The organism is Rathayibacter caricis DSM 15933, from assembly GCF_003044275.1.
Lineage (GTDB): Bacteria > Actinomycetota > Actinomycetes > Actinomycetales > Microbacteriaceae > Rathayibacter > Rathayibacter caricis.
Genome location: NZ_PZPL01000001.1, coordinates 3,672,324 through 3,697,575, shown reverse-complemented (window position 1 = coordinate 3,697,575; position 25,252 = coordinate 3,672,324). Strand labels below are relative to the sequence as shown.

Genomic DNA, 25,252 nt, shown 5'->3' with positions numbered 1-25,252 from the left:
CCTCCTCCGAGGGTCGCCCACCGATCGGGGCTGGGAGACTGGCTGCATGATCATCCTCGCGGGCACGCCCATCGGAAACCTCGGCGATGCCTCCCGGCGGCTCGTGGAGGCGCTCTCGACCGCGCAGCACGTCGCCGCCGAGGACACCCGCGTCACCATCCAGCTGCTGCGGGCGCTCGGCATCGAGAACCGGCCGACCCTCTACGCGCTGCACGACCACAACGAGCGCCAGCGGGCGGCCGAGCTGGTCGAGCTCGCCCGCGACCAGGACCTGCTCGTGCTCAGCGACGCCGGCATGCCTACCGTGTCCGATCCGGGCTACCACCTCGTCGAGACGGCGGTGGCCGCCGGAGTCGCGGTCACGGCGCTCCCCGGTCCCTCGGCCGTGCTGATGGCGCTCGCCGTCTCGGGGCTGCCGACCGACCGGTTCAGCTTCGAGGGCTTCCTGCCGCGCAAGCACGGCGAGCGGGTCTCGACCTTCCGCTCCCTCGTCGACGAGCGCCGCACCATGGTGTTCTTCGAGTCGCCGCACCGCATCGGCGACGCCCTCGCCGACCTGGTCGAGGCGATGGGGCCCGAGCGCCGGGTCGTGGTGTGCCGCGAGCTGACGAAGATGTTCGAGGAGGTGCGCCGCGGTACGGCGGCCGAGCTCGCCGAGTGGGCGGCCGGCGGGCTCCGCGGAGAGATCTGCCTGGTGGTGCAGGGCGCTCCGGAGCGGGAGGCGTCGCAGGAGGACGCGCTCGCCGACGTCCTCGCGCGGGTCGCCGCCGGGGCGCGGCTCAAGGAGGCGTCGGCCGAGGTCGCCGAGCGCACCGGACTCTCGCGACGCGAGCTCTACGAGGCGGCGCTGGCGTCGCGCCGCGGTTGAGCTGCAGGCGGCGGCCTATCCGCAGGTGCCTCTGCTGAAGATGAAGTTGTCGGACTCGTCGCTCTCGTGGACGTCCGTGGCCAGGCTGGCCGAGGCCATCGTGACGGGGTCGGTCAGCGCGGCCGACGGATCCGTCGTCGTAGCCAGTTCGAGGCGCAGTGCCGAGCCCGGAGCGACCGGCTCAGTGGTGTACCAGGTGATTCGGCCGCTCGTCGAATCCGTGTCGACCCGTCCCGCACGCATCGTCGTCGGAGCGCCGTCGATCGTCGCCGAGGCGAGCGAGACCTGGGGAAGGGCGCGCGTGTCGAAGTCGTAGTAGATCTGCGCGTCGGGCGGCACCGCGTTAGCTCCGGTGCTCGAGACCACCACCGCCGCCACGTACGGGTAGGTGCAGCTACCCGTGGCCAGGACGGCCCATTCTCCCGTGACGGTACCGTTCCACGGCACGAGCGTGCCCGTCTCCGCCGTCCACGAGAGCGAATCGTTCGAGGGGTCGGAGTCGGCGCCGGCCGGCGAATGCACGGAGAAGGAGTGCGGTGTCAGATCCGAGAACACCGTCGTGAAGTCGTGGATCTCGGCGGCCTCCTCGTGGGTCAGGCCATCGCCGAATCGCGGCGTGAAGACTACGTCCACGCCGGCGGGGATCGGCACCGAGATCACCGCGGTGAAGGTGGAGCGGTCACCATCGACGACCGGACCGGTGATGGAGATCGCGCCGGCCGGGATCCCGGACGAGTCAGCCACGGCGAGGGACGGCGAGCCGAGGATCCTGTCGTCGGACCGCATGACGACCACCGTGCCGGCGGGCGCCGCCTCCGGACCAGCGTTGTGCACGGTCGGTGACAGAAAAGTGTTGTAACCGAGGTACTGCGTGCGGTCGTCGTTGTACCAGGTGCCGTTGTCACCCGAGAAGTTCTGCATCTGCAGATCGAATGCGGCCGTCGCGCTCGCGGCAGCGGCCGGAGTCGCGGTGGCGGTGGCGACGACCGGCAGTGTCCAGGCTGCGACGGCGAGAGTCGTCCGTCGGCGGAGGGTGTGGTTCGACGTCATGGTGCATCCTTCTCACGGGCTCGGGGAATCCGACGAGGCTAGTCACGAGCTGAGGGTATGTCATGTCGTGCGACAAGGAGCCGCCCCTCGTCAAGGCTGGTTCCGGGTCCGCCGTCACACGGGAAGGCTGGCACCGCGCGGTGAATAGGATGGTCGCCATGTCCGACGGCGCCTCCTTCTATCTCACGACCCCGATCTTCTACGTCAACGACGTCCCCCACATCGGGCACGCGTACACGGAGGTCGCGGCGGACGTGCTGACCCGCTGGCACCGTCAGGCCGGCGACGACACCTGGCTGCTCACCGGCACCGACGAGCACGGCCAGAAGATCCTGCGCACCGCGACGGCGAACGGCACGACTCCGCAGGAGTGGGCGGACCGCCTCGTCGAGACCGCGTGGCAGCCGCTCCTGAGCACCATCGACATCGCCAACGACGACTTCATCCGCACCACGGACGAGCGGCACGAGGTCAACGTGCAGAAGTTCCTCCAGAAGCTCTACGACGGCGGCGCGATCTACACCGGCGAGTACGAGGGCTACTACTGCGTCGGCTGCGAGGAGTACAAGCAGCTCTCGGACCTCGACGAGGGCACCGGCGACTACGAGGGCCAGTACGTCTGCAAGATCCACTCCAAGCCGGTCGAGCTGCTCAGCGAGAAGAACTACTTCTTCAGGATGAGCGAGTACACCGAGCGCCTGCTCGCGCTCTACGAGGAGCGCCCCGACTTCGTGCAGCCGGAGTCGGCCCGCAACGAGGTCGTCAGCTTCGTGCGCCAGGGCCTCGCCGACCTCTCGATCTCGCGCTCGAGCTTCGACTGGGGCGTGAAGGTCCCGTGGGACGACTCGCACGTCGTCTACGTCTGGTTCGACGCCCTGCTCAACTACGTCACCGCCGTCGGCTACGGCCAGGATGACGAGGAGTTCGCCCGCCGCTGGCCGGCGACCCACATCGTCGGCAAGGACATCCTCCGCTTCCACGCGGTGATCTGGCCCGCGATGCTGATGGCCGCAGGGCTCGACGTGCCCAAGCAGGTCTTCGGCCACGGCTGGCTGCTGGTCGGCGGCGAGAAGATGTCGAAGTCGAAGCTCACCGGCATCGCGCCCGAGCAGATCACCGACACGTTCGGGTCCGACGCGTTCCGCTACTACTTCATGCGCGCGATCACGTTCGGCCAGGACGGCTCGTTCTCGTGGGAGGACCTCTCGGCGCGCTACCAGGCCGAGCTGGCGAACGGATTCGGCAACCTCGCCTCGCGCGTGATCGCCATGCTCAACCGCTACTACGACGGCGTCGTGCCCGGGCCCGGAGTCGCCACCGAGGCGGAGGAGCGCGTGCAGCGCACCGTCGCCGCCGCGGCCGCCTCGGCCGACGCGGCGATCGACGCCCTCGCCATCCACGACGCGATCACCGCGGTGTGGACCATCGTCGACGAGCTGAACGGCTACATCACCGAGCAGGAGCCGTGGGCGCTCGCCAAGAACGACGCCGACCGCGAACGGCTCGGCACGGTCCTCTACACGGCGACGGAGGGGCTGCGCGCCCTCGCCGTGCTGCTCTCGCCGGTCGTGCCCCGCGCGACCGCGAAGCTGTGGACTGCGCTCGGCGTCGAGGAGTCGCTCGGCTCCCTCGCGGCGCAGCCGATCCGCGAGGCCGGCGACTGGGGCCGCGTGCCCGTCGGCACGACGGTCGACACCCTCGAGGCCCTCTTCCCCCGCATCGAGACCCCGGCGAGCTGACCGCTCGGGCCCTCCCTCTGCTGATCGAGTAGCCCGCGGAGCGGGCGTATCGAGATCCCCGATGTCTGAAGTCGGTGGATCTCGACACGCCCCTGCGGGGCTGCTCGACCAGCAGCGGGCTCGGGATCCCCGCCGCCCCGGACGCGGGCCGTCCGGACCCTCCCGGTAGCCTGGAGCGCATGACCGACAGCCAGCACGTCCGCGCCCGCGAGAACACCTCCGGCCGCGACCTGACGTACCCTCCGCTGCCCGAGGCCCTCGTGGTCCCCGTCTACGACAACCACACGCACCTCGAGATCGCCGACGGCCTCGAGCCGCTCGACTACCGGGAGCAGCTCGACCGCGCCTCCACGGTCGGCGTCCGCGGCGTCGTCCAGGTCGGCACCGATGTGGCGACCAGCCGCTGGTCGGCCGAGATGGCCGCCTCCGAGCCGCGCATGCTCGCCGCCGTCGCGATCCACCCGAACGAGGCCCCCGAGCTCGACGCGCGGGGCGAGCTCGACGACGCCCTCGCGGTGATCGCCGAGCTCGCGACCCAGCCCCGGGTGCGCGCCGTCGGCGAGACGGGTCTCGACTACTTCCGCACCGGCGAGAGCGGCCGCGGGGCTCAGCAGCGCTCGTTCGAGGAGCACATCCGCATCGCGAAGGAGGCGGGCATCGCGCTGCAGATCCACGACCGCGATGCCCATCGCGAGGTGATGGACACGCTCCGCCGGGTCGGCGCCCCCGAGCGCACCGTCTTCCACTGCTTCTCCGGCGACGCCGAGATGGCGCGGATGTGCGCGGAGGAGGGCTGGTACCTCTCGTTCGCCGGCAACGTGACCTTCAAGAACGCGGAGCCGCTCCGCGAGGCGCTCGCCGTCACTCCGCGGCACCTGATCCTCGTCGAGACGGACGCGCCGTTCCTCACTCCGATGCCGCTGCGCGGGCGCCCCAACGCCCCCTACCTCCTCCCGCACACCCTGCGCGCCATGGCCGCGCACCTCGAGACCGACGTGGGGCACCTCGCCGCGACGATCGCGTCGAACACCGAGCAGGTGTACGGCGAGTGGGGCGGCGAGGTCGGGTCGGAGCCGACGGAGCCGGTGGGGCAGCTCGCATGAGCGGCCGTCACGCGGCCGAGGTGGAGGCGGCGTCCGTCCCGCGCCTGCTCGGCCCCGCCGAGATCCGCGATCTCGCGCAGCTGCTCGACGTCACTCCGACCAAGAAGCTCGGCCAGAACTTCGTGCACGACGCCAACACCGTGCGCCGCATCGTCAAGCTCGCCGGAGTGCGGGCGGGCGAGACGGTCGTCGAGATCGGCCCGGGCCTGGGCTCGTTGACGCTGGGCCTGCTCGAGGCGGGCGCGCAGGTCGTCGCCGTCGAGATCGACGGGCGCCTCGCCGAGCAGCTGCCGCGCACGGTGGAGCTGATGGCTCCCGGTGCCGAGCTGCACGTCGTGCACGCCGACGCGATGCGGGTGCTCGAGCTGCCGGGCGAGCCCGTGCGGCTCGTCGCGAACCTCCCGTACAACATCTCCGTGCCGGTGCTGCTGCACTTCCTCGAGCACTTCCCGAGCATCCGCTCGGGCGTCGTGATGGTGCAGTCCGAGGTCGGCCTCCGCCTCGCCGCGGGTCCCGGCTCGAAGGTCTACGGCGGGCCGAGCGTCAAGGCGGCGTGGTTCGGCTCGTTCTCGACCGGCGGCACCGTCTCGCGGCAGATCTTCTGGCCCGTCCCCAACGTCGACAGCGTGCTCGTGTCGTTCCAGCGCGGCGAGGAGCCGGGCGACGAGGCCCTGCGCCGGGCCGTCTTCGCCGTCGTCGACGCGGCGTTCGCCCAGCGGAGGAAGATGCTGCGGCAGTCGCTCGCCACGCTCTTCGGCGACAGTGCCGCGGCGATCACCGCCCTCGAGTCCGCGGGCGTCCCGCAGACCGCCCGGGGCGAGGAGCTGACCGTGGAGTCGTTCGTCGCGCTGGGCCGGACCCTGGATCCGGCACTCGTGCCGACGCGGGGCGGGGTGCTGCCCGACTCGGGCTCGGACGACCCCGACGACGACGGCTCGGACCGGGACGAGGGCCCCTCCGCCACCCTGTAGCTTGGAGGCATGGCTGCTCGCGCGACGTCGACCGTGGTCCACGCGCGGGCTCCCGGCAAGATCAACGTCTTCCTCAAAGTGGGGGCGGTCCGCGACGACGGCTACCACGAGCTCGCCACGGCGTTCCAGTCGCTGTCGCTCTACGAGGACGTGCGCGCCAGCGCGGCTCCGGACTTCTCGGTCGCCTTCTCCGGCTCGATCGACACGTCCGGCCTCGCGGTCGACGGCAGCAACCTCGCCATCAAGGCCGCGAGAGCGCTCGCTCGGGCCACGGGGTACCGCCGGGGCGTGCATCTCGAGATCGAGAAGAACGTCCCGATCGCGGGCGGCATGGGCGGCGGATCGGCCGACGCCGCCGCCACGCTCCTCGCCTGCGACGCGCTCTGGGGCACGGCGTGCACCCGCGAGCAGCTGCTGGGCATCGCCGCGAGCCTGGGCGCGGACGTGCCCTTCGCCTTCACCGGCGGCACGGCGATCGGAGTGGGCCGCGGCGACGAGCTGAGCCCGGCCCTGGCCAAGGGCCGGTTCGAGTGGGTCCTCGTGCTCTCGGAGCAGGGGTTGTCGACCCCCGAGGTCTACAGCGAGCTCGACCGGCACCGCGAGCGCCACCTGCACGACTTCCGCCCGATCTCGGCGTCGCCGTCCGTCGACCCGAACGTGCTGCAGGCGCTGCGGGCGGGCGACGCGGCGATGCTCGCCGACGCGATGCACAACGACCTGCAGGCGCCGGCGCTGCACCTGCAGCCGGGCCTCGCGCGGATCCTCGAGCGCGGCGAGCAGAGCGGCGCGCTCGGCGGCCTCGTGTCCGGCTCCGGCCCCACCGTCGCGTTCCTCGCCGCCGACGCGGATGCGGCGCTCGAGCTCCAGCTGGAGCTGACGACGGCGCGCTACAAGGCGGTCCGCGTGACCGGACCCGTCCACGGGGCGCGACTGCTCTCGATCTGAGGATCGACGCCCCAGCCCGCACTCCGGGCGGTGGCTTAGAGTGCGGCCATGCCCCCCAGAAGAGCCGCACTGCTCGCGATCCTCACGGGGATCGTCGCCGCCGCCGTCGCCCTCGCGAGCGCCGAGCTCGTGGCCGTGTTCACCGGCGCGGGAGGCGGTCCGCTCGTCGCGGTCGGCGGCTTCGTGATCGACATCGTGCCCGCCGGGGTGAAGGATGCGACCATCGCGCTGTTCGGCACCGGCGACAAGCTCGTCCTCCTCCTCTCGCTGGCCTTCGCCGTCGCGCTGCTCGCGATCGCCGCGGGACTGCTGGAGTTCCGCCGTCCGCCGTTCGGGGCGCTGCTGCTGGTCGTCGTCGCGGGCCTGGGGGCTCTGGCATCGGTGACGCGGGAGGGGGCGACCGGCCTGGCCGCAGCTCCGAGCATCGTCGGGATGGTGGCGGGCGTCCTCGTCCTCCGCACCGCCGCGGCACGGCTGCGCGGCTGGGAGCAGGAGCCCGCGCGGGGCGGGACCGACCGCCGCTCGTTCCTCCGCCTCGTGGGCGTCGCGGGTGCCGCGGCGGTCGTCGTGGGCGTCGGGGCGCGGATGGCGACCGCCGCGTCGGCCGCCGTCACCGCGGTGCGCGAGGCCGTGGCGCTGCCGCGCGCCGCCTCGCCCGCTCCGGCCGTCCCTCCGACGGCCGTGCTCGACGACGTCGAGGGGATCAGCTCCTTCGTCACGCCCAACGCCGAGTTCTACCGCATCGACACCGCGCTCTCGGTGCCGTCCGTCGACCCGGCCGAGTGGTCACTCCGGATCCACGGCATGGTCGAGGAGGAGGTCGAGCTGACGTGGGACGAGCTGCTCGCACTGCCGCTCGAGGAGCACCTGGTCACGCTGTCGTGCGTGTCGAACGAGGTCGGCGGCGACCTGATCGGCACGGCCCTCTGGCTCGGCTACCCGATCCGCGAGCTGCTGGCCCGGGCCCGCCCGACGGCGGGCGCCGACATGGTGCTCTCGCGCAGCATCGACGGCTTCACCGCCTCCAGCCCGCTGGACGTGCTGCAGGACGAGGGCCGCGCGAGCATCCTCGCCGTGGGCATGAACGGCGAGCCGCTGCCGCTCGAGCACGGCTTCCCGGTGCGGATGGTCGTGCCCGGCCTCTACGGCTACGTCTCGGCGACGAAGTGGGTCACCGAGCTGGAGGTCACGACCTTCGCCGACGACCTCGCCTACTGGTCGACGCGCGGCTGGAGCGAGCGCGGGCCGATCAAGGTCGAGTCGCGGATCGACGTGCCCAGGCAGGGCCAGGCGGTTTCGGCGGGCACCGTCGCCGTCGCCGGAGTCGCCTGGGCGCCGCACACGGGCATCTCGAAGGTCGAGGTCCAGGTCGACGGAGGGGAGTGGCGCGAGGCCCGCCTCGCCGAGGCGGTCACCGCCGACACCTGGATCCAGTGGGTGCTCGAGTGGGACGCCACGCCCGGCGACCACGTGCTGACCGTCCGCGGCACCGACTCCGAGGGGCTGGTGCAGACCGCCGACGAGGCGCGGCCGGCGCCCGACGGCGCGACAGGCCACCACCGCCGCACGATCGCGGTCGCCTGACCGCGGAGCCCCGCGGAAAAGGGGACGGTCGAACCCGGCAGTGCGGAGCCCCGTAAAATCGATCCCTATGGCACATCTCCTGGGCGCTGAGGCGCTGCGACTCGAGTACCCCACGCGGGTCATCTTCGACGACGTCTCGCTCGGCATCGAGGAGGGCGACCGCATCGGGATCGTCGGCCGCAACGGCGACGGCAAGTCGACCCTCCTGCGCCTGCTCGCGCAGCGCATCGAGCCGGACTCCGGCCGCGTCACCCACCGCCGCGGCGTCACCCTCGGCATGCTCGACCAGGCCGACACGGTGGACGAGGACCTGACGGTCGCGCAGGCGGTCGTCGGCGGTCTCGAGGAGCACGAGTGGGCGGGCGACGCGCGCACTCGCGACGTGATCGCCGGGCTGCTGCGCGACGTGCCGTGGGACGGCGTCGTCGGCTCCCTCTCGGGCGGACAGCGCCGCCGCGTCGCGCTCGCGAAGCTCCTGGTCGGCGACTGGGACGTCGTGTTCCTCGACGAGCCCACCAACCACCTCGACGTCGAGGGTATCGCCTGGCTGGCCGAGCACCTCAAGCGCCGCTGGGCCACCGCCTCCGGCGGACTCGCCGTCGTGACCCACGACCGCTGGTTCCTCGACGAGATCTGCACCGCCACCTGGGAGGTGCACGACCGCCTCGTCGAGCCCTTCGAAGGCGGCTACGCGGCGTACATCCTGCAGCGCGTCGAGCGCGACCGGATGGCGACCACGATGGAGGCCAAGCGGCAGAACCTGATGAAGAAGGAGCTCGCGTGGCTGCGCCGCGGAGCCCCCGCCCGCACCGCGAAGCCCAAGTTCCGCATCGACGCCGCCAACCAGCTGATCGAGGACGAGCCTCCCGTGCGCGACTCCGTCTCGCTGTCGCAGCTCGCCGTCTCGCGGCTGGGCAAGGACGTCGTCGACCTGCTCGACGTCACGGTGCGCTACGGCGAGCGGACGGTGCTGAACCGCATCGAGTGGCGCATCGCCCCGGGGGAGCGCACCGGGATCCTCGGCGTGAACGGCGCCGGCAAGTCGACCCTCCTGGGCCTGGTCGCCGGCAGCGTGCAGCCCACGAGCGGGAAGGTGAAGCGCGGCACGACGGTGCGCGTCGCGATCCTCGACCAGCAGCTGCGGGAGCTGACCGAGGTGCAGGACCAGCCGGTCCGCGAGATCATCGCGCAGCAGCGCACCAGCTACTCCATCGGCGGCAAGGACATGACGCCCGGGCAGCTGCTCGAGCGGCTCGGCTTCTCGAGCGCTCAGCTGTCGACGCCGGTGAAGGACCTCTCGGGAGGCCAGCGCCGGCGCCTGCAGCTCCTGCTGATCCTGCTGAGCGAGCCGAACGTGCTGATCCTCGATGAGCCCACCAACGACCTCGACACCGACATGCTCGCCGCGATCGAGGACCTGCTCGACTCCTGGCCCGGCACGCTGCTGGTCGTCTCGCACGATCGGTACCTGCTCGAGCGGGTCACCGACCAGCAGTACGCGGTGCTGGAGGGCGCGTTCCGGCACCTGCCCGGAGGCGTGGAGCAGTACCTCGAGCTGCGCAAGGCGCTCGAGAAGGCGGGCCCGGCCGCGCTGTCGGCGACCGCCTCCGCTGCGCCCTCCGGACTCGGCGGCGCCGAACGGCGCACCGCCGAGAAGGAGGTGTCGGCGATCGACCGGCGCCTGCACAAGCTGACCCAGCTGACGAAGACCTTGCACGAGAAGATGGCGACGCACGACCAGGACGACTACGACGGCATCCTGGCGCTGAACGCGACGCTCCGCGGCTACGAGGGCGAGACCGCCGAGCTCGAGCTGCGCTGGCTGGAGCTCTCGGAGCAGCTGGAGGGCTAGGGCCCTACCCGAAGTCGAGCGAGAGCTTGCGGAGCAGCTGCGCGAGCCGCTCCTGCTGCGCGTGCGTCAGGGCGCCCAGCAGCTCCTGCTCGGCGTCGACGAGCCGCGTGATGGCGGCGTCGACGCGCGCGAGACCGGACGGCGTCATCTGCACGAGCACTCCGCGTCCGTCGTTGGGGTCGTCGAGGCGCTCGACCAGGTCGCGCTCGACGAGGCGGTCGATGCGGTTGGTCATGGTGCCGCTGGTGACCATGGTCGCCTGCAGCAGCTGCTTGGGGGAGAGGCGGTAGGGGGCGCCCGCGCGGCGCAGCGCCGACAGCACGTCGAACTCCCACGTCTCGAGCTCCGACCGGCCGAACGCCGTGCCGCGGGCGCGCTCGAGCTGCTTGGCCAGCCGCCGCATGCGGGAGAAGACCTGCAGCGGCGTGAAGTCCAGGTCGGGTCGTTCCCTCACCCAGGCGTCGACGATGCCGTCGACCTCGTCGTTCGCGCTCACCCCTCCATTGTGGCGGGTGCGGGCCGGTGAGGTTCCCCGGAGGAGACGCGAAGGGGCGGACTCCGGGTTCTCTGCGGGTCCCGGCCGGATGGCAGGATGGACGACGCGCGCGAGCGCGGTCCGCCATGGTGTAACGGCAGCACGGCAGCCTTTGGAGCTGTCCGGTCCAGGTTCGAATCCTGGTGGCGGAGCGGGGATGACGAGCGCGCACCGACCCGGGTGCGCCCGCCGAAGAGGAGACGCGATCATAGACAGCACTCTCGCGGTCGTGATCCTGGCCGCAGGCCAGGGCACCCGCATGAAGTCCAGGACGCCCAAGGTGCTGCACCGGCTGGCGGGACGGCCGCTGCTCGGCCACGTCCTCGACACCGCCGCCTCGCTCCAGGCGCAGCACGTCGTCACCGTCGTGCGGCACGAGCGCGAGCGGGTCGCGCAGGCGGTGCTCGAGCACACGCCCGCAGCGCTCGTGGTCGATCAGGATGAGGTGCCGGGCACCGGCCGCGCGGTCGAGCTCGGGCTCGGGGCCCTGCCCGCCGACTTCGACGGGACCGTCGTGGTCCTCAGCGCCGACGTGCCCCTCCTGGATGCCCCGACGCTCCGGCGCCTCGTCGACGCTCACCTCGCCGAGGCGAACGCGCTGACCATGCTCTCCTGCGTCCTCGAGGACCCGACGGGCTTCGGGCGCATCGTGCGCGGCTCCGACGGCGGCTTCGCCTCGATCGTCGAGCAGAAGGACGCCGACGACGACCAGCTCGCCATCGCCGAGATCAACGCGGGCGTCTACGCCTTCGACGCCACCGCCCTGCGCGCCGTCATCGGCGGCATCGGCACCGACAACGCGCAGAAGGAGATGTACCTCACCGACGCCGCCGCGGCACTCAAGGCCGCCGGCCGCGCGATCGAGGCCGTCCCGGTGCAGGACCGCTGGCTCGTGGCCGGCATCAACGACCGTGTGCAGCTGGCCGACGCGGCGCTCGAGCTCAACGCGCGCATCGTCCGCCGCTGGCAGCTCGAGGGCGTCACGATCCAGGACCCGGCGACGACCTGGATCGACGTCGACGCGGTCCTCGCGCCCGACGTCGAGATCCTCCCCGGCACGCAGATCAAGGGACCGACCGTCATCGCGACGGGCGCGGTCATCGGCCCGGACACGACGCTCGACTCGTGCGAGATCGGCGAGGACGCGGTCGTCAAGCGCTCCGACGCGACGCTCGCCGTGATCGGCGCGGGCGCGCAGGTCGGCCCCTTCTCGTTCCTCCGCCCGGGCACGGTGCTCGGCGCGAAGGGCAAGATCGGCACCTACGTCGAGACCAAGAACGCGACCATCGGCGCGGGATCGAAGGTCCCGCACCTGTCCTATGTGGGCGACGCGACCATCGGCGAGGAGTCGAACATCGGCGCCGGCTCGATCTTCGCCAACTACGACGGAGTGACCAAGGCGTCCTCCGTGGTCGGCTCCCACGTGCGGGCCGGGTCGCACAACGTCTTCGTCGCCCCCGTTAGAATCGGGGACGGAGCGTACACGGGCGCCGGCACGGTCATCCGCAAGGACATCCCCGCCGGAGCCCTCGGCATCACCGTCGCTCCGCAGCGCAACATGGCCGGTTGGGTGCAGACCCACCGTCCCGGGACCGCGGCGGCGACCGCCGCCGAGGCGGCCGGGGTGCCCGAGCCCGAGGGGTCGGACCGGCCGACCGGAGGAAGCGGAGAACAGTGACGGGCATCACCGCCAGCAACAAGAAGAGCCTGGTCCTGGTCTCGGGGAGGGCGCATCCGGCACTGGCGGAGGCCGTCGCCTCCGAGCTCGGGACCGAGCTGGTCACCACCGAGGGGCGCACCTTCGCGAACGGCGAGCTCTACGTGCGCTACGGCGAGTCCGTGCGCGGCGGTGACGTGTTCGTGCTGCAGTCGCACACCTCGCCGATCAACGAGTGGCTCATGGAGCAGTTGATCATGGTCGACGCGCTCAAGCGCGCCTCGGCCAAGCGGATCACCGTCGTCGCTCCCTTCTACCCCTACGCCCGCCAGGACAAGAAGGGCCGCGGCCGCGAGCCGATCTCGGCCCGCCTGGTCGCCGACCTCTTCAAGGCCGCCGGCGCCGACCGCATCATGTCGGTCGACCTGCACGCCGCGCAGATCCAGGGCTTCTTCGACGGACCCGTCGACCACCTCTTCGCGATGCCGGTGCTGCTCGAGCACTTCCGCGAGAAGCTCGACCCCTCGACCCTCACGGTCGTCTCGCCCGACATGGGCCGCGTGCGCGTCGCCGACATCTGGAGCGACAAGCTCGGGGTGCCGCTGGCGATCATCCACAAGCGCCGCGACCCCAAGGTCGCCAACCAGGTCTCGGTCCACGAGATCGTCGGAGAGGTGAAGGGGCGCGTCTGCCTGCTCGTCGACGACCTCATCGACACCGGGCGCACGATCGCGAAGGCCGCCGAGGCGCTGAAGAACGCCGGAGCGATCGGCGTCGTCGTCGCCGCGACCCACGCGGTCTTCTCGGATCCGGCGCGCGAGCTCCTCAGCTCCGAGTTCATCGACTCGGTCGTGGTCACCGACACCCTGCCGCTCCCGGAGGAGAAGAAGTGGGACCGTCTGACGATCCTGCCGATCGCGCCGCTGCTGGCGCGCGCGATCCACGAGGTGTTCGACGACGGCTCCGTCACCTCGATGTTCGACGGCGACGCGTGATCGACCGGGCCTGAGTTCCGCGCGTGCCCGGGCGAGTGAGCGCTGATCGCGCTCGGGCGCGCCCCGCGGAGCCGACCGGGGCGATCGCGCTCGCCGGGCTCTTCCTCGTCTACTCGCCCGCCGCGCTCGAGGCCGGCTGGTGGCTGCTGCTCGGGATCGGCGTCGCCGCGGTGCTGACCGCGATCAGTGCGCTCGCCGACTCCGGCCGCGAGCAGCACGACGGTCCGACGGCCCAGTGGCTGGCGCTCGCCGGCCGGGCGCTCGGCGCCTCCGCGCTCGCGCTCACCGCCGCGGACTCGGTGCTCGGCGCGTCCGCGCGGCCCGTCGCGGTGCTGATGCTCGTCGCGGTGACGGTCTTCGTCCTGCGGGGCGGAGTCGTGCGCGCCGGTCTCGCGCGCGGACTCGGCGCCCTGGTGCTCCTCCTGCTGGTGGCCGCCGCCGTGATCGTCGCCGTGGCGCCGCCGGTGCTCCCCGAGTCGGACGTGCGTCCGGGCGGAGTGGAGGGCACCGCGTCCGCCGCGGCGCTCGCGCTGCTCCTGTTCGCTCCGCCGACGTCGGGTGCCCTCGTGCGGCTCCGGCCCGCGCTCGTCTCGACGGGCGTCGTCGCCCTCGTGGCCGGCGCGCTCGGGGCGGGACTGCTGCTGCTGGTCGGACCGGCCGTGCTCGCCGGCACCGCCACTCCGCTCCGAGCCGCCGCACTCGGCACCGCTGCCGAGGTGCCCGTCGCGGTCGCCGCCGTGCTCGCGGGGCTGCTCGCCCTCGTCGTGCTGCAGCACCGCGACGCGGGCGCCCTCGTCCGCCTGGCCGACGCCGACGAGATCCCGGCCGTGCTCGCGCAGCCTTCGCGGCGGACCGGGGTCCCGGTCGTCGCTCAGCTCGTCGTCTGCCTCGTCTCGGTGGTCGCGGTCGTCGTGCTCGACGCAGACGCGCTGCTCGCCTTCGCGGTCGCCGCCCAGCTGGTCGCGCTGATCGTCCGCCGCGTGGAGTGGGGAGCGGCGGCGTTGCGCCTGCCGGCGCTCGTCTCGGCGGTCGGCGCGCTGGTCCTGCTGCTCGCCCTGCCCGCGGCGACCGCGGCCGCGGTGGCGGTGCTGCTCGGGCTCCTGCTGATCGTGCGGGCGTTCCGGCGCTGAGCCGGGGCCCTCAGCCTCCGGTCGCCGCCGTCGCGGAGGCGCCGCCGCTCAGGCGCAGGGCGAGCGGATCCGCGCGGACGCGGTCCAGACCCGCTCGGACCGCTCCGAGCGCGACGGCGCGGTCGCCGAGGGTCGAGGGCACGATCCGCGGTGCCGGCGCGTGCACGAGGGCGGCGACCCGCTCCGACACGTCGGCGAGCAGCGGTCCGGCCGAGGCGGCGAGCGCGCCGCCGACGACGAGGAGCGAGACGTCGAGGAGGTTCGCGAGGGTGGCCGCGACGGCCGTCAGCCGGGCGGCCAGGCGGTCGACGACCTCCCGGGCGAGCGGATCGCCCGCCGCGGCGGCGGCCAGCACCTGCTCGGCGCCCGGGTGATCGACGGCGTCCAGGAGCGACGGGGCGCGACCCGGAGCGGCGAGGGACTCCTGCGCCCACGATCGGGCGAGTGCGGCGACGCCCTCGGCGGATCCGACTCCCTCGACGAGGTCCAGGTAGCGCATCTCGCCGGTGAGTCCGCGCGCGCCCCGGAGCAGCGTGCCGCCCAGGACCACACCGCCGCCCAGGCGCTCGCCCGAGAGCAGCGCGACGTAGTCCGAGCAGCCGACGGCGGCGCCGCGCCAGCCCTCGGCGAGGGCGGCGAGATTGGCGTCGTTGTCGACGACGGCCGACCAGCCGCGCGCGGCGAAGCGGTCGCCGAGGCCGGGGTTCATCGCGCTCCAGAAGCCGTTGTCGCCGACGGGGGAGCGGCCGTCGGCGTCGACGGGCGCCGGGACCCCGAAGGTGGCGGCGAGGACCTCGTCGTCCGGGACTCCGGCCCGGCGCAGTGTGCGGTCCAGGATCCGCTCGATGTCCGCGAGGCGGCGCTCGCGCGGCAGCTCCTCGACCGGCTCGTGGTCGACGGGCTCGACGTGGTGCGCGATCGTGTCGCCCAGGAGGTCGGCGACGTCGACTCCGACGCTGTGCTGCCCGGCGTCGACTCCGACGATCACACCGGCCGTCCGCCGCAGCGCGTAGCGGCGCGCAGGGCGGCCCTTCACGTAGTCGCCCGCCGCGCGCTGATTCGCGAGCTCCTCGATCCAGCCGAGCTCGATGAGGTCGTCGCAGACGGCGATGACGGTCGAGCGGGTGAGGCCGGTGCGCTCAATCAGATCGGAGGCGGTCAGCGGCTCCCCGCTCCACGCGCCCTGCAGGATCTCGAGGGCGTTGCGGCGTCGCTGGAACGAGAACGTGTTCTCGGACATCGGTTCCGCCTCCCCTCTTGACCCGGAGCGGATCGGCTGCAACAGTACATCGCGTACTAGATTTTTTACCTAGATTTAGTCGATGAAGCAACTTTTCCACACATACGGGAGACGACGACGTGCCCCTCACCACCCCACCCCTCGGCGGCCTGAGCCGCCGGTCCCTCCTCGCCGCGGCAGGAGCGGGCGCCGCCGCGCTCGGCCTCGCCGCCTGCGCCTCGCCCTCCGGCTCCGGCCGCCCCGTCGAGATCGTGTTCCACCAGTCCAAGCCCGAGGTCATCGGCTACTTCGACGAGGTGATCGAGAAGTTCCACGCGGCGCAGTCCCGCGTCCGCGTCGTGCACGACTTCTCCTCCAACCTCTCGGCCGGCTTCGTGCGGTCCAACCCGCCGGACCTCGGCTGCCTCAACTACAACTTCGAGGTCGCGCGCTTCGTCGAGCGGGGCGCGTTCAGCGACCTGTCCGACCTGCCGGAGGCGCAGCGCATCAATCCCGCGCTGCAGCCGCTGATCGAGCAGACCGCGTCCTACCCCGACCGCACCAGCGTGCTGCCCTACTCGCTGATGATGTCGGCGGTGCTCTACAACCGCGAGATCTTCGCCCAGCAGGGGCTCGAGGTGCCGACCACCTGGACCGAGTTCGTCGCGGTCTGCGAGGCGCTGAAGGCCGCGGGCATCACTCCGCTCTACAGCACCTACAAGGACCCGTGGACGGTCTCGCAGGGGCTGTTCGACTACTCCGTCGGCGGCACCGTCGACCTCGAGTCGTTCTTCTCGCAGCTGAAGGAGCAGGGCCCGGATGTGGGCCCCGGGTCGCCGGTCTCCTTCGAGAAGGACTTCGCCGCTCCGGTCGACCAGATGCTGCAGATCGCCGCGTACTCGAACCCGGATGCGGCCAGCCGGGCGTACGGCGACGGCAACCTCGCGTTCTCGAACGGCGAGGCCGCGATGTACTTCCAGGGGCCGTGGGCGCTGAGCGAGATCGCGAAGACCGCCCCCGACCTCTCGATCGGCGCGTTCCCGCTCCCGATGACGGACGACCCCGCGGAGCGCCGGGTACGGGTCAACGTCGACCTCGCGCTGTGGATCCCCGAGGCGTCCACCAAGAAGGAGGCCGCGCGCGAGTTCCTCGCGTTCCTGATGCAGCCCGAGATCATCGACGCCTACAACGCCGACAACAACGCGTTCGGAGTGACGACCGACGCGCCCGCGGTCACCCAGCCCACGCTCGTCGAGCTCCAGGAGTTCTACGACCGGGCCGCCTTCAGCCTCGGCGCCTCGCAGCTCGTGCCGCAGAACATCCCGCTGCAGAACTACCTGCAGGGCATGGTCCTCGGCTCCGATCCGGCCCGCACGCTGCGCACGATCGACGCCGACTGGGCGCGCATCGCGTTCCGCTCCTGACCCCTCCTCCCCGCCGACCCCTCTCAGAGACGAGACACCATGGCCACCACCCTCCCCGCGCGGACGGAGGAGCGGCGCCCCGCCGCCGCCCGCCCCGTCGCGCGCACCACGCCGAAGCGGCGCCGTGACCTCACGTTCCCGCTGTTCCTCCTCCCGGCGCTGATCCTCTTCACACTCGCGATCACCCTGCCGGCGGTGATGGGCATCTTCTTCAGCTTCACCGACTCCATCGGCTTCGGCGAGTGGAGCTTCATCGGGCTCACCAACTACGTCGCCCTGTTCTCGGACCCGGCGATCCTCGCGTCCTACGGCTTCACCGTCGGGCTCGCGCTGGTCACGGTGCTGCTGGTGAACGTGATCGCGTTCCTGCTGGCCATCGCCCTCACGACGCAGATCCGGGGCAAGGTCGCCCTGCGGGCCGTCTTCGTGCTGCCGATGGTCGTCTCGGGCATCATCATCGCGTTCGTCTTCAACTTCCTCTTCTCGAACTCGCTGCCCGGCTTCGCCGCGTCGATCGGAGCGACTCCGCTGGCGAGCAGCATGCTCGCGAACCCGGATCTGGCGTGGCTCGCGATCGTGATCGTCACCGCCTGGCAGGCGGTCCCCTCCGCCCTGCTGATCTACATCGCCGGGGTGCTCTCGATCCCGGGCGACGTCTACGAGGCGGCCTCGCTGGACGGCGCGTCCAGCTGGGGGCAGCTGCGCTCGATCACGCTGCCGCTGGTCGCGGGCTACGTGGTGATCAACCTCGTCATCGGCTTCAAGAACTTCCTGAATTCCTACGACATCATCGTCGGCCTCACCAACGGCGGACCGGGCACCTCGACCCGCAGCGTCGCGATGACGATCTTCTCGGGCTTCACCAGCGGCGACTACGCCTACCAGATGGCCAACGCCACGATCTTCTTCCTCATCGCGCTCGTGATCGCGCTCGTGCAACTGCGCGTCTCGCGCGGAAAGGCGGCCTTCTGATGACCAGCCAGGTCCCCCTCTCGCCGGCGCTGCCCGGCACCCGCCCCGCGGCGAACGCCGACGCCCGCCGCGGCGGACGCCGGAACCGCTCGAACCTGCTCCTGACCCTCGTGCTCGCGGTCTGCGCACTGACCGTCATCGCTCCGCTCTGGGTCACGGTGACCATGGCGTTCAAGACGACCGCGCAGGCGGTGGACGGCAACGCCTTCTCGATCCCGGCTCCGATCTCGATCGACGGCTTCGTGCAGGCCTGGAACCTCACCGACTTCCCCCGCGGCTTCGCGATCTCGCTGCTCGTCACCGCGATCACCGTCGCCGGGACCATCGTGCTCAGCGCCCTCGCGGCCTACGCCATCTCGCGCAACTGGGAGAAGAAGTTCTACCGCTACTCGTTCTTCTACCTGCTCGCCGCGATGTTCCTGCCGTTCCCCGTGCTCGCCCTCTCGCAGGTCTCGCTCACCGGACTCGTCGGCCTCGACAACCCGATCGGCGTCGCGATCCTGCACGTGATGTTCCAGCTCTCCTTCAGCGTGATGCTGTTCACCGCGTTCCTCCGCTCACTCCCCGAGGAGCTCGAGGAGAGCGCGCGGCTCGACGGAGCGACCACCAACCAGGTCTTCTGGCGACTGGTGTTCCCTCTGCTCGCCCCCATGAGCGCGACCGTCGGCATCTTCGCCTTCCTCGCCTCCTGGAACGACTTCATGATGCCCTCGCTCATCACCTCCGACCCGACGCTGCAGACCCTGCCGGTGCTCCAGAGCATCTTCCAGACCCAGTTCAGCAACGACTACAACGTCGCCTTCGCCTCCTACCTGATGGCCATGGCACCGGCGATCCTCGTCTACCTCTTCACCCAACGCTGGGTCATGTCCGGCGTGACTCAGGGGGCGATCAAGTAAGTCTCGCGGGCCTCGGCGCGGCGATCTGCGGCGTTGTCCGTTCCGCGGGCCTCGGGGCGGCCGTCTGCGGCGTTGTCGATCGGTCGTCGTAGCTCCGCTACGCCTTCCCTCCTCCGCCTTGCAGCCGACCACCCCGAGACCCGCGGCCACCCTCCGAGAGACGCATCGGGCCGAGCTGTGCATGAGCGGCTGCTCAGAGGAGGGGCCGTGCTGCGCACGAGCTGCTTCGGCAGGCGGGCCCACCTCTGCTGATCGAGTAGCGCGCGGAGCGGGCGTATCGAGATCCAAGTCCGCCGGAGGGCGGGCACCACGAACACGACACAAGACCACGAACGGAAGGAACGGCATGACCGAGACCCTGCTCACGAGGAGCGGCACCGCGGAGGACGCGCTGTGGTGGCGCCAGGCGGCGGTGTACCAGATCTACCCGCGGAGCTTCGCGGACGCGGACGGGGACGGGATCGGTGACCTGCGAGGGATCATCGCGCGCATCCCCTACCTCCGCGAGCTCGGGATCGACGCCGTGTGGCTGAGCCCGTTCTACCCGTCGGCGCTGGCCGACGGCGGGTACGACGTGGCCGACTACCGCGACGTGGACCCGCGGATCGGGACGCTCGCCGAGTTCGACGAGACGACGCGGCTGCTGCACGACGCCGGCATCCGCGTGATCGTCGACATCGTGCCGAACCACTCCTCCGATCTGCACCCCTGGTTCCAGGAGGCGCTCGCGGCGCCGAAGGGCTCGCCCGAGCGCGAGCGCTACGTGTTCCGCGACGGCCGCGGCACCGACGGCTCCCTCCCGCCCAGCGACTGGGAGTCGGTGTTCGGCGGCCCCGCGTGGGAGCCGGTCGGCGACGGCCAGTGGTACCTGCACCTCTTCGCGAAGGAGCAGCCCGACTGGAACTGGGCCAACCGCGAGATCCGCGACGACTTCCTCGACACCCTCCGCTTCTGGTCCGACCGCGGAGTCGACGGCTTCCGGATCGACGTGGCCCACTCGCTCGTGAAGGACCTCAGCGAGCCGCTGCCCGCGGCCGCCGAGATCGAGGCCCAACGGATCGACGGATCGCACCCGTTCTGGGACCGCGACGAGGTGCACGAGGTCTACGCCGAGTGGCGCGCCCTGTTCGACTCCTACGACCCGCCGCGCACCGCCGTGGCCGAGGCCTGGGTCGACGCCTCCCGCCGCGCCCGGTACGCGAGCCCCGAGGGCCTGGGCCAGGCGTTCAACTTCGACCTGCTCGAGGCCGACTTCGACGCGGAGGAGTTCCGCCGCCTGATCTCGTTCAACCTCGAGCTCGCCGCCGAGTCGGGCTCCTCGACGACATGGGTGCTGTCGAACCACGACGTCGTCCGCCACCCGACGCGCTACGGACTGCCGGCCCGCGGCGACGCGGCGACCGCACCCGCGAAGCAGTGGCTGCTCAACGGGGGAGTGGAGCCCGAGCTGGACGCCGAGCGGGGCCTGCGCCGAGCGCGCGCCGCGACGCTCCTCCTGCTCGCTCTGCCCGGCTCCGCCTACCTCTACCAGGGTGAGGAGCTGGGCCTGCACGAGGTGCCCGCGATCCCGGATGCGCAGCGCCAGGACCCGACCTTCTTCCGCAGCGGCGGCACCGACGTGGGCCGCGACGGCTGCCGGGTGCCCCTGCCCTGGACGGTCGCCGGCGACTCCTTCGGCTTCGGACCGGGACCCGCGCACCTGCCGCAGCCGGACTGGTTCGCGGATTCCTCCGTCGAGGCCGAGGAGCGCGACGAGGAGTCGACGCTCGCCCTCTACCGCCGCGCGCTGGCCCTGCGGCACGAGCTGCAGTCCGGAGAGCAGCTCGAGTGGCTCGACTCCGAGCCCGACGTGCTGCACTTCGCGCGCCCGAACGGCTGGCGCTCGGCGACGAACCTGTGCGCGACCCCGGTCGCGCTGCCCGCCGGCGAGGTGCTGCTCGCGAGCGGTCCGCTGGGCGACGGAGTGCTGCCTCGCGAGACCACGGTCTGGCTGCGCTGAGCCGCTGGACGCGAGAGCGCCCCCGCACCCGATCCGAGGATCGAGGTGCGGGGGCGCTCCGGCGTGTCAGGCGGTCAGTGCGTCGACGGGTCCTGCTCGACCTCGGAGCGGTCGCCCGACCACAGCGTGTGGAAGGTGCCCTCCTTGTCGCCGCGCTGGTAGGTGTGCGCGCCGAAGAAGTCGCGCTGCCCCTGCACGAGGGCGGCGGGGAGGCGCTTCGAGGCGAGCGAGTCGTAGTAGGACAGCGCGGCTCCGAAGCCGGGGATCGGGACGCCCGAGAGAGCGGCGGTCGAGACGATGCGGCGCCAGGCGGCCTCGCCGTTCGCGACGGCCTCGGCGAAGTACGGGTCCTCGAGGAGGGTCGAGATGCCCGCGTTCTCGGCGTACGCGTCGACGATGCGGTTGAGGAACTGCGCGCGGATGATGCAGCCCGCGCGCCAGATCTTGGCGACGGCGCCCTTGTCGATCTCCCAGCCGTACTTCTCGGCTCCGGCGATGATCGCGTCGAAGCCCTGCGAGTAGGCGACGACCTTCGAGGCGTAGAGGGCGGCGCGGACGTCGTCCTCGAAGCCGTCGTAGAGGGCGACGGGGGTCGGACGCGAGGTGACGCGGTTCTGCACCGCGGCGCGCTGCTCCGGCTTCGACGAGACGGCGCGCGCGAAGACGGCCTCGGCGATGCCGCCGACGGGCACGCCCAGGTCGAGCGCGTTCTGCACGGTCCAGACGCCGGTGCCCTTGGAGCCGGCCTGGTCGAGGACGACGTCGATGAACGGCGAGCCGGTCTCGGCGTCGACCTGGCGCAGCACCTCGGCGGTGATCTCGATCAGGTACGACTCGAGGTCGCCCTTGTTCCACGCGTCGAAGACCTCGGCGATGGCGGCGGGCTCGTGGCCGCCGACGGTGCGGAGGAGGTCGTAGGCCTCGGCGATGAGCTGCATGTCGGCGTACTCGATGCCGTTGTGGATCATCTTGACGAAGTGGCCGGCGCCGTCGGTGCCGATGTGGGTGACGCAGGGCTCGCCCTCGGCGACCGCCGCGATCGAGGAGAGGATCGGGCCGAGGGTCTTGTACGACTCGACCGAGCCGCCGGGCATGATCGAGGGGCCCTTGAGCGCGCCCTCCTCGCCGCCCGAGATGCCGGTGCCGACGAAGTGGATGCCGGTCTCGCGGACCGCCTTCTCGCGGCGGATCGTGTCGGTGAAGAGCGCGTTGCCTCCGTCGACGATGATGTCGCCGGGCTCGAAGACCTTCGTCAGCTGGTCGATGACGGCATCGGTGCCGCGGCCGGCCTGGACCATGATGATCGCCGTGCGGGGAGTGGCGAGCGAGGCGGCGAAGTCCTCGATGGTCTCCGAGGCGACGAAGCCGGCCTCGGGGTGCTCGGTGATCAGCGTCTCGGTGCGCCCGTAGGAGCGGTTGAAGACGGCGACGGTGTTGCCCTCGCGGCTGGCGAGGTTGCGGGCCAGGTTCGAGCCCATCACCGCCAGACCGACGACTCCGATGTTGGCTGTGGCGGTGGGCTTGTCAGACACGGTTCTCCTCGACGTACGCGTTCAGGGACGCGCCCAGGCTACCGAAGCGGCCCGGCGGCGGCCCGGTCCCGAGCGTGCACATCGGTCGCGGCGGCGATTCACGGCCGTGCGGAGGAGCTCACACGGTGTGGTCGGCCGGCACCCGCTCCGAGGGGATCGGGGGCGGCGGAGGAGTGCCGTCGCCGAAGGGACGCCCGCCCAGCTCCTCGCGGTGCGACGGGACCCGCCAGCCCGACAGGTCCGGGCCCTTGGGGACCACTCCGGTCGGATTGATGTCGCGCTGCACCTCGTAGTAGTGCGACTTGATGTGGGTGAAGTCGATGGTGTCGCCGAATCCCGGAGTCGCGAACAGGTCGCGCGCGTAGCCCCAGAGCGCGGGCATCGCCGAGAGCAGGTTCCGGTTCGCCTTGAAGTGGCTGTAGTAGACGGCGTCGAAGCGGGCGAGCGTCGTGAACAGGCGCACATCCGCCTCGGTGATCGTGTCGCCGACGAGGTAGCGCTGCGTGCTGAGGCGCTCCTCGAGCCAGTCGAGACGGGCCCAGAGCGCGTCGTAGGCACGCTCGTACGCCTTCTGCGAGCCGGCGAACCCGCACTTGTAGACGCCGTTGTTGACGTCGTGGAAGATCAGCTCGGCGACCTCGTCGATCTCGTCGCGGAGGTGGTCCGGGTAGAGCTCGGGGGCCCCGTCGCGGTGGAACGCGGTCCACTCGGTCGAGAAGTCGAGCGTCATCCGCGGGTAGTCGTTGGTGACCACCTCGCCGGAGGGGATGTCGACGATCGCGGGCACCGTGATGCCGCGGGGGTAGTCGGGGAAGCGCTTCAGGAACGCGTCCTGCAGGCGCGGGATGCCGAGGACCGGATCGACGCCGCCGGGATCGAGGTCGAACGTCCAGCTGCGCTTGTCGTGGGTCGGTCCGCAGATCCCCATCGACAGGGCGTCCTCGAGGCCGAGCAGGCGCCGGACGATCACGGCGCGGTTCGCCCACGGACAAGCCCGCGAGACCACGAGGCGGTAGCGGCCGGCCTCGACAGGGAAGCCGTCGCTCCCGTCCGCGGTGATCCGCGTGGGGATGTAGTTCGTGTCGCGGTGGAACCCGTTCTTCTCCACGTAGGAGCCGAAGTCGTCGTCAGTCATGGCCCGAACGCTAACGAGTGCGCCTGATCGCCTCCCGGCAGGAGCCCTCGGGTGGCGGGGGAGGGGATCGGCCGGTAGGGTGGGCAGCTGAACTTCGGCGAGGGATGCACCACGCATCCGTGATCGACGCGGTGGAAGCAGGCGAGGCCCCGAGAGGGGCGCCGCGGACTTTTCCTCACGCTGACATGCGTTCGAGTCGAAACCCCGTCCGTGGCCCCGGCCACGACCCCGATCCGGTGGCGTGCGCGCCGCCCAAGGAGAACATCATGGCTGAACTCACCAACAAGGTCGTCGCGGAGCTCCGCACCTCGTTCGGCAAGGGAGCGGCGCGCAAGATCCGCGCCCAGGACAAGATCCCCGCGGTCCTCTACGGCCACGGCACCGAGCCCCAGCACGTCACGCTGCCGGGCCACCAGGTCCTGCTGCTGACCCGCAAGGCGAACGCGATCCTCGAGCTCGACATCGACGGCACCCCCCAGACCACCCTGGTCAAGGACATCCAGCGCGACCCGGTGCGCCAGATCATCGAGCACATCGACCTCGTGGTCATCCAGCTCGGCGAGAAGGTCTCGGTCGACATCCCCGTGCACGTCGAGGGCGAGGCCGCTCCCGGCACGCTCGTGTCGATCGACGCCAACACCCTCTCGCTCGAGGTCGACGCCACCAAGATCCCGCAGAGCATCGTCATCTCGGTCGAGGGCCTCGAGGCCGGCACGCAGATCGCCGCCGGCGACGTCGTGCTGCCCGACGGCGCCACCCTCGTCACCGAGGCGGACGTGCTCGTCGTCAACGTCACCGCCGAGGTCGAGCAGGACCTGGGCGACGAGGACGAGACCCCGGCCTCGGGCGACGTCGTCGCCGAGACCGCCGAGTAGTCTCCCCACCTGCACCACCGGACGGGCCCGCCGCGATCGCGAGCGGGCCCGTTCCGCATCCGGCACGTCCGCATCCGGCACGAGAGAAGGACCACCATGGGCGACACCTGGCTCGTCGTCGGGCTCGGCAACCCGGGCGCGCAGTACGCGCGCAACCGGCACAACGTGGGCCAGATGGTGCTCGACGAGCTCGCGTCGCGGATCGGCGGCTCGTTCCGCCGGCACACGCGCGCGAACGCGACGGTGGCCGAGGGGTTCCTCCGCCCCGGCGGCCCCAAGCTCGTGCTCGGCAAGCCGAACAGCTTCATGAACCTCTCGGGCGGCCCGACCTCGCAGCTGCTCGACTTCTACTCCCTGGCTCCCGAGCGCCTGATCGTCGTGCACGACGAGCTCGACATCCCGTTCGACACCCTGCGCTTGAAGCAGGGCGGCGGTCACGGCGGCCACAACGGCATCCGCGACATCCTCGCCGCGACCGACGGAGCCGACTTCCTCCGCGTGCGCGTGGGCATCGGCCGCCCGCCCGGTCGCCAGCCCGCCGCCGACTTCGTCCTGAAGGACTTCGCCGGCCCCGAGCGCGAGACCCTGCCGATCCTTCTGCAGGACGCCGCCGACGCCGTCGAGCTGATCGCCGACTCCGGCCTCGCCGCCGCCCAGCTGAAGTTCCACACGAGCGCCTAGCCCTTCCCTCCCCTGCTGATCGAGTAGCCCGCACCGCGGGCGTATCGAGATCCCCGTCACCAGCTCCGTGTCGGGGGTCCGCAGTAA

21 protein-coding genes and 1 tRNA gene are annotated in these 25,252 nt (G+C 71.6%); 17 read left to right on the top strand and 5 right to left on the bottom strand.

The genetic code is table 11. From position 1 onward, the window contains the following. The first annotated feature begins 46 nt into the window (after positions 1-46). Positions 47-868: a 16S rRNA (cytidine(1402)-2'-O)-methyltransferase gene (rsmI, locus tag C1I63_RS17280; RefSeq protein ID WP_107575561.1), complete on the top strand. Its 822-nt coding sequence runs from the start codon at positions 47-49 to the stop codon at positions 866-868. A gap of 15 nt (positions 869-883) precedes the next feature. Here rsmI and C1I63_RS17275 read toward each other — a convergent pair whose 3' ends face one another. Continuing rightward, positions 884-1,918, bottom strand: coding sequence for a hypothetical protein (locus C1I63_RS17275; protein WP_107575560.1), 1,035 nt, complete (start codon positions 1,916-1,918; stop codon positions 884-886). Positions 1,919-2,076: 158 nt separating this feature from the next. Between C1I63_RS17275 and metG the strand changes: the two genes are divergently transcribed. From metG to C1I63_RS17245, 6 genes are all read left to right on the top strand, one after another. After that, positions 2,077-3,657: a methionine--tRNA ligase gene (gene metG, locus C1I63_RS17270; protein ID WP_107575559.1), complete on the top strand. Its 1,581-nt coding sequence runs from the start codon at positions 2,077-2,079 to the stop codon at positions 3,655-3,657. A 179-nt stretch (positions 3,658-3,836) separates the two neighbouring features. Further along, the gene (locus C1I63_RS17265) at positions 3,837-4,760 is read left to right on the top strand and encodes a TatD family hydrolase (protein WP_107575937.1); all 924 of its coding nucleotides are present in this window, start codon (positions 3,837-3,839) and stop codon (positions 4,758-4,760) included. Beyond that, a complete protein-coding gene (gene rsmA / locus C1I63_RS17260; RefSeq protein ID WP_107575558.1) occupies positions 4,757-5,731 on the top strand; it encodes a 16S rRNA (adenine(1518)-N(6)/adenine(1519)-N(6))-dimethyltransferase RsmA in 975 nt (324 codons plus the stop codon). The genes C1I63_RS17265 and rsmA overlap by 4 nt, the downstream gene beginning before the upstream one ends. A gap of 9 nt (positions 5,732-5,740) precedes the next feature. Beyond that, positions 5,741-6,676 carry a 4-(cytidine 5'-diphospho)-2-C-methyl-D-erythritol kinase gene (locus tag C1I63_RS17255; RefSeq protein WP_107575557.1) on the top strand — a complete coding sequence of 312 codons (936 nt, stop codon included), beginning with the start codon at positions 5,741-5,743 and terminating at the stop codon, positions 6,674-6,676. Between the two features lie 48 nt (positions 6,677-6,724). Further along, positions 6,725-8,260 (top strand): molybdopterin-dependent oxidoreductase, encoded by a 1,536-nt coding sequence (locus tag C1I63_RS17250; protein WP_107575556.1) that lies wholly within the window; start codon positions 6,725-6,727, stop codon positions 8,258-8,260. Between the two features lie 67 nt (positions 8,261-8,327). Then, positions 8,328-10,112, top strand: a complete 1,785-nt coding sequence (locus C1I63_RS17245) for an ABC-F family ATP-binding cassette domain-containing protein (RefSeq protein WP_107575555.1) — start codon at positions 8,328-8,330, stop codon at positions 10,110-10,112. A 4-nt stretch (positions 10,113-10,116) separates the two neighbouring features. Here the strand turns inward: C1I63_RS17245 and C1I63_RS17240 are convergent, their stop codons facing one another. Continuing rightward, entirely contained in the window at positions 10,117-10,608 is a 492-nt protein-coding gene (locus tag C1I63_RS17240) for a MarR family winged helix-turn-helix transcriptional regulator (protein ID WP_055793772.1), read from the bottom strand. Between the two features lie 119 nt (positions 10,609-10,727). Here C1I63_RS17240 and C1I63_RS17235 point away from each other — a divergent pair. The 4 genes from C1I63_RS17235 to C1I63_RS17220 all read left to right on the top strand — a co-directional run bounded on the left by C1I63_RS17235 (position 10,728) and on the right by C1I63_RS17220 (position 14,429). After that, positions 10,728-10,799 (top strand) — tRNA-Gln (locus C1I63_RS17235). Positions 10,800-10,804: 5 nt separating this feature from the next. Further along, positions 10,805-12,325 carry a bifunctional UDP-N-acetylglucosamine diphosphorylase/glucosamine-1-phosphate N-acetyltransferase GlmU gene (gene glmU / locus C1I63_RS17230; RefSeq protein WP_107575554.1) on the top strand — a complete coding sequence of 507 codons (1,521 nt, stop codon included), beginning with the start codon at positions 10,805-10,807 and terminating at the stop codon, positions 12,323-12,325. Continuing rightward, entirely contained in the window at positions 12,322-13,299 is a 978-nt protein-coding gene (locus tag C1I63_RS17225) for a ribose-phosphate diphosphokinase (RefSeq protein ID WP_055793762.1), read from the top strand. Before glmU ends, C1I63_RS17225 begins: the two co-directional genes overlap by 4 nt. Before the next feature lie 35 nt (positions 13,300-13,334). Next, positions 13,335-14,429, top strand: a complete 1,095-nt coding sequence (locus tag C1I63_RS17220) for a hypothetical protein (RefSeq protein ID WP_107575553.1) — start codon at positions 13,335-13,337, stop codon at positions 14,427-14,429. Positions 14,430-14,439: 10 nt separating this feature from the next. Here the strand turns inward: C1I63_RS17220 and C1I63_RS17215 are convergent, their stop codons facing one another. After that, the gene (locus C1I63_RS17215) at positions 14,440-15,669 is read right to left on the bottom strand and encodes an ROK family transcriptional regulator (protein WP_107575552.1); all 1,230 of its coding nucleotides are present in this window, start codon (positions 15,667-15,669) and stop codon (positions 14,440-14,442) included. Positions 15,670-15,788: 119 nt separating this feature from the next. Here C1I63_RS17215 and C1I63_RS17210 point away from each other — a divergent pair, with 119 nt between their 5' ends. From C1I63_RS17210 to C1I63_RS17195, 4 genes are all read left to right on the top strand, one after another. After that, positions 15,789-17,072 (top strand): ABC transporter substrate-binding protein, encoded by a 1,284-nt coding sequence (locus C1I63_RS17210; RefSeq protein ID WP_055793749.1) that lies wholly within the window; start codon positions 15,789-15,791, stop codon positions 17,070-17,072. A 39-nt stretch (positions 17,073-17,111) separates the two neighbouring features. Beyond that, positions 17,112-18,044 carry a carbohydrate ABC transporter permease gene (locus C1I63_RS17205; RefSeq protein ID WP_055793747.1) on the top strand — a complete coding sequence of 311 codons (933 nt, stop codon included), beginning with the start codon at positions 17,112-17,114 and terminating at the stop codon, positions 18,042-18,044. Next, positions 18,044-18,943 (top strand): carbohydrate ABC transporter permease, encoded by a 900-nt coding sequence (locus C1I63_RS17200; protein ID WP_055793744.1) that lies wholly within the window; start codon positions 18,044-18,046, stop codon positions 18,941-18,943. Before C1I63_RS17205 ends, C1I63_RS17200 begins: the two co-directional genes overlap by 1 nt. Positions 18,944-19,289: 346 nt before the next feature. Further along, positions 19,290-20,942 (top strand): glycoside hydrolase family 13 protein, encoded by a 1,653-nt coding sequence (locus C1I63_RS17195; protein WP_107575551.1) that lies wholly within the window; start codon positions 19,290-19,292, stop codon positions 20,940-20,942. Positions 20,943-21,016: 74 nt separating this feature from the next. Here C1I63_RS17195 and gndA read toward each other — a convergent pair whose 3' ends face one another. Both gndA and C1I63_RS17185 read right to left on the bottom strand, forming a co-directional pair. Continuing rightward, entirely contained in the window at positions 21,017-22,420 is a 1,404-nt protein-coding gene (gndA, locus tag C1I63_RS17190) for an NADP-dependent phosphogluconate dehydrogenase (protein WP_244907238.1), read from the bottom strand. Positions 22,421-22,592: 172 nt separating this feature from the next. After that, on the bottom strand, positions 22,593-23,609 hold the full coding sequence (locus C1I63_RS17185; RefSeq protein ID WP_107575549.1) for a glutathione S-transferase family protein: 1,017 nt from the start codon (positions 23,607-23,609) through the stop codon (positions 22,593-22,595). Between the two features lie 266 nt (positions 23,610-23,875). Between C1I63_RS17185 and C1I63_RS17180 the strand changes: the two genes are divergently transcribed. Together C1I63_RS17180 and pth are read left to right on the top strand one after the other, a co-directional pair. After that, positions 23,876-24,484, top strand: coding sequence for a 50S ribosomal protein L25/general stress protein Ctc (locus C1I63_RS17180; RefSeq protein ID WP_107575548.1), 609 nt, complete (start codon positions 23,876-23,878; stop codon positions 24,482-24,484). Positions 24,485-24,580: 96 nt separating this feature from the next. Continuing rightward, entirely contained in the window at positions 24,581-25,165 is a 585-nt protein-coding gene (gene pth, locus C1I63_RS17175) for an aminoacyl-tRNA hydrolase (protein ID WP_055793738.1), read from the top strand. Positions 25,166-25,252 lie beyond the last annotated feature (87 nt).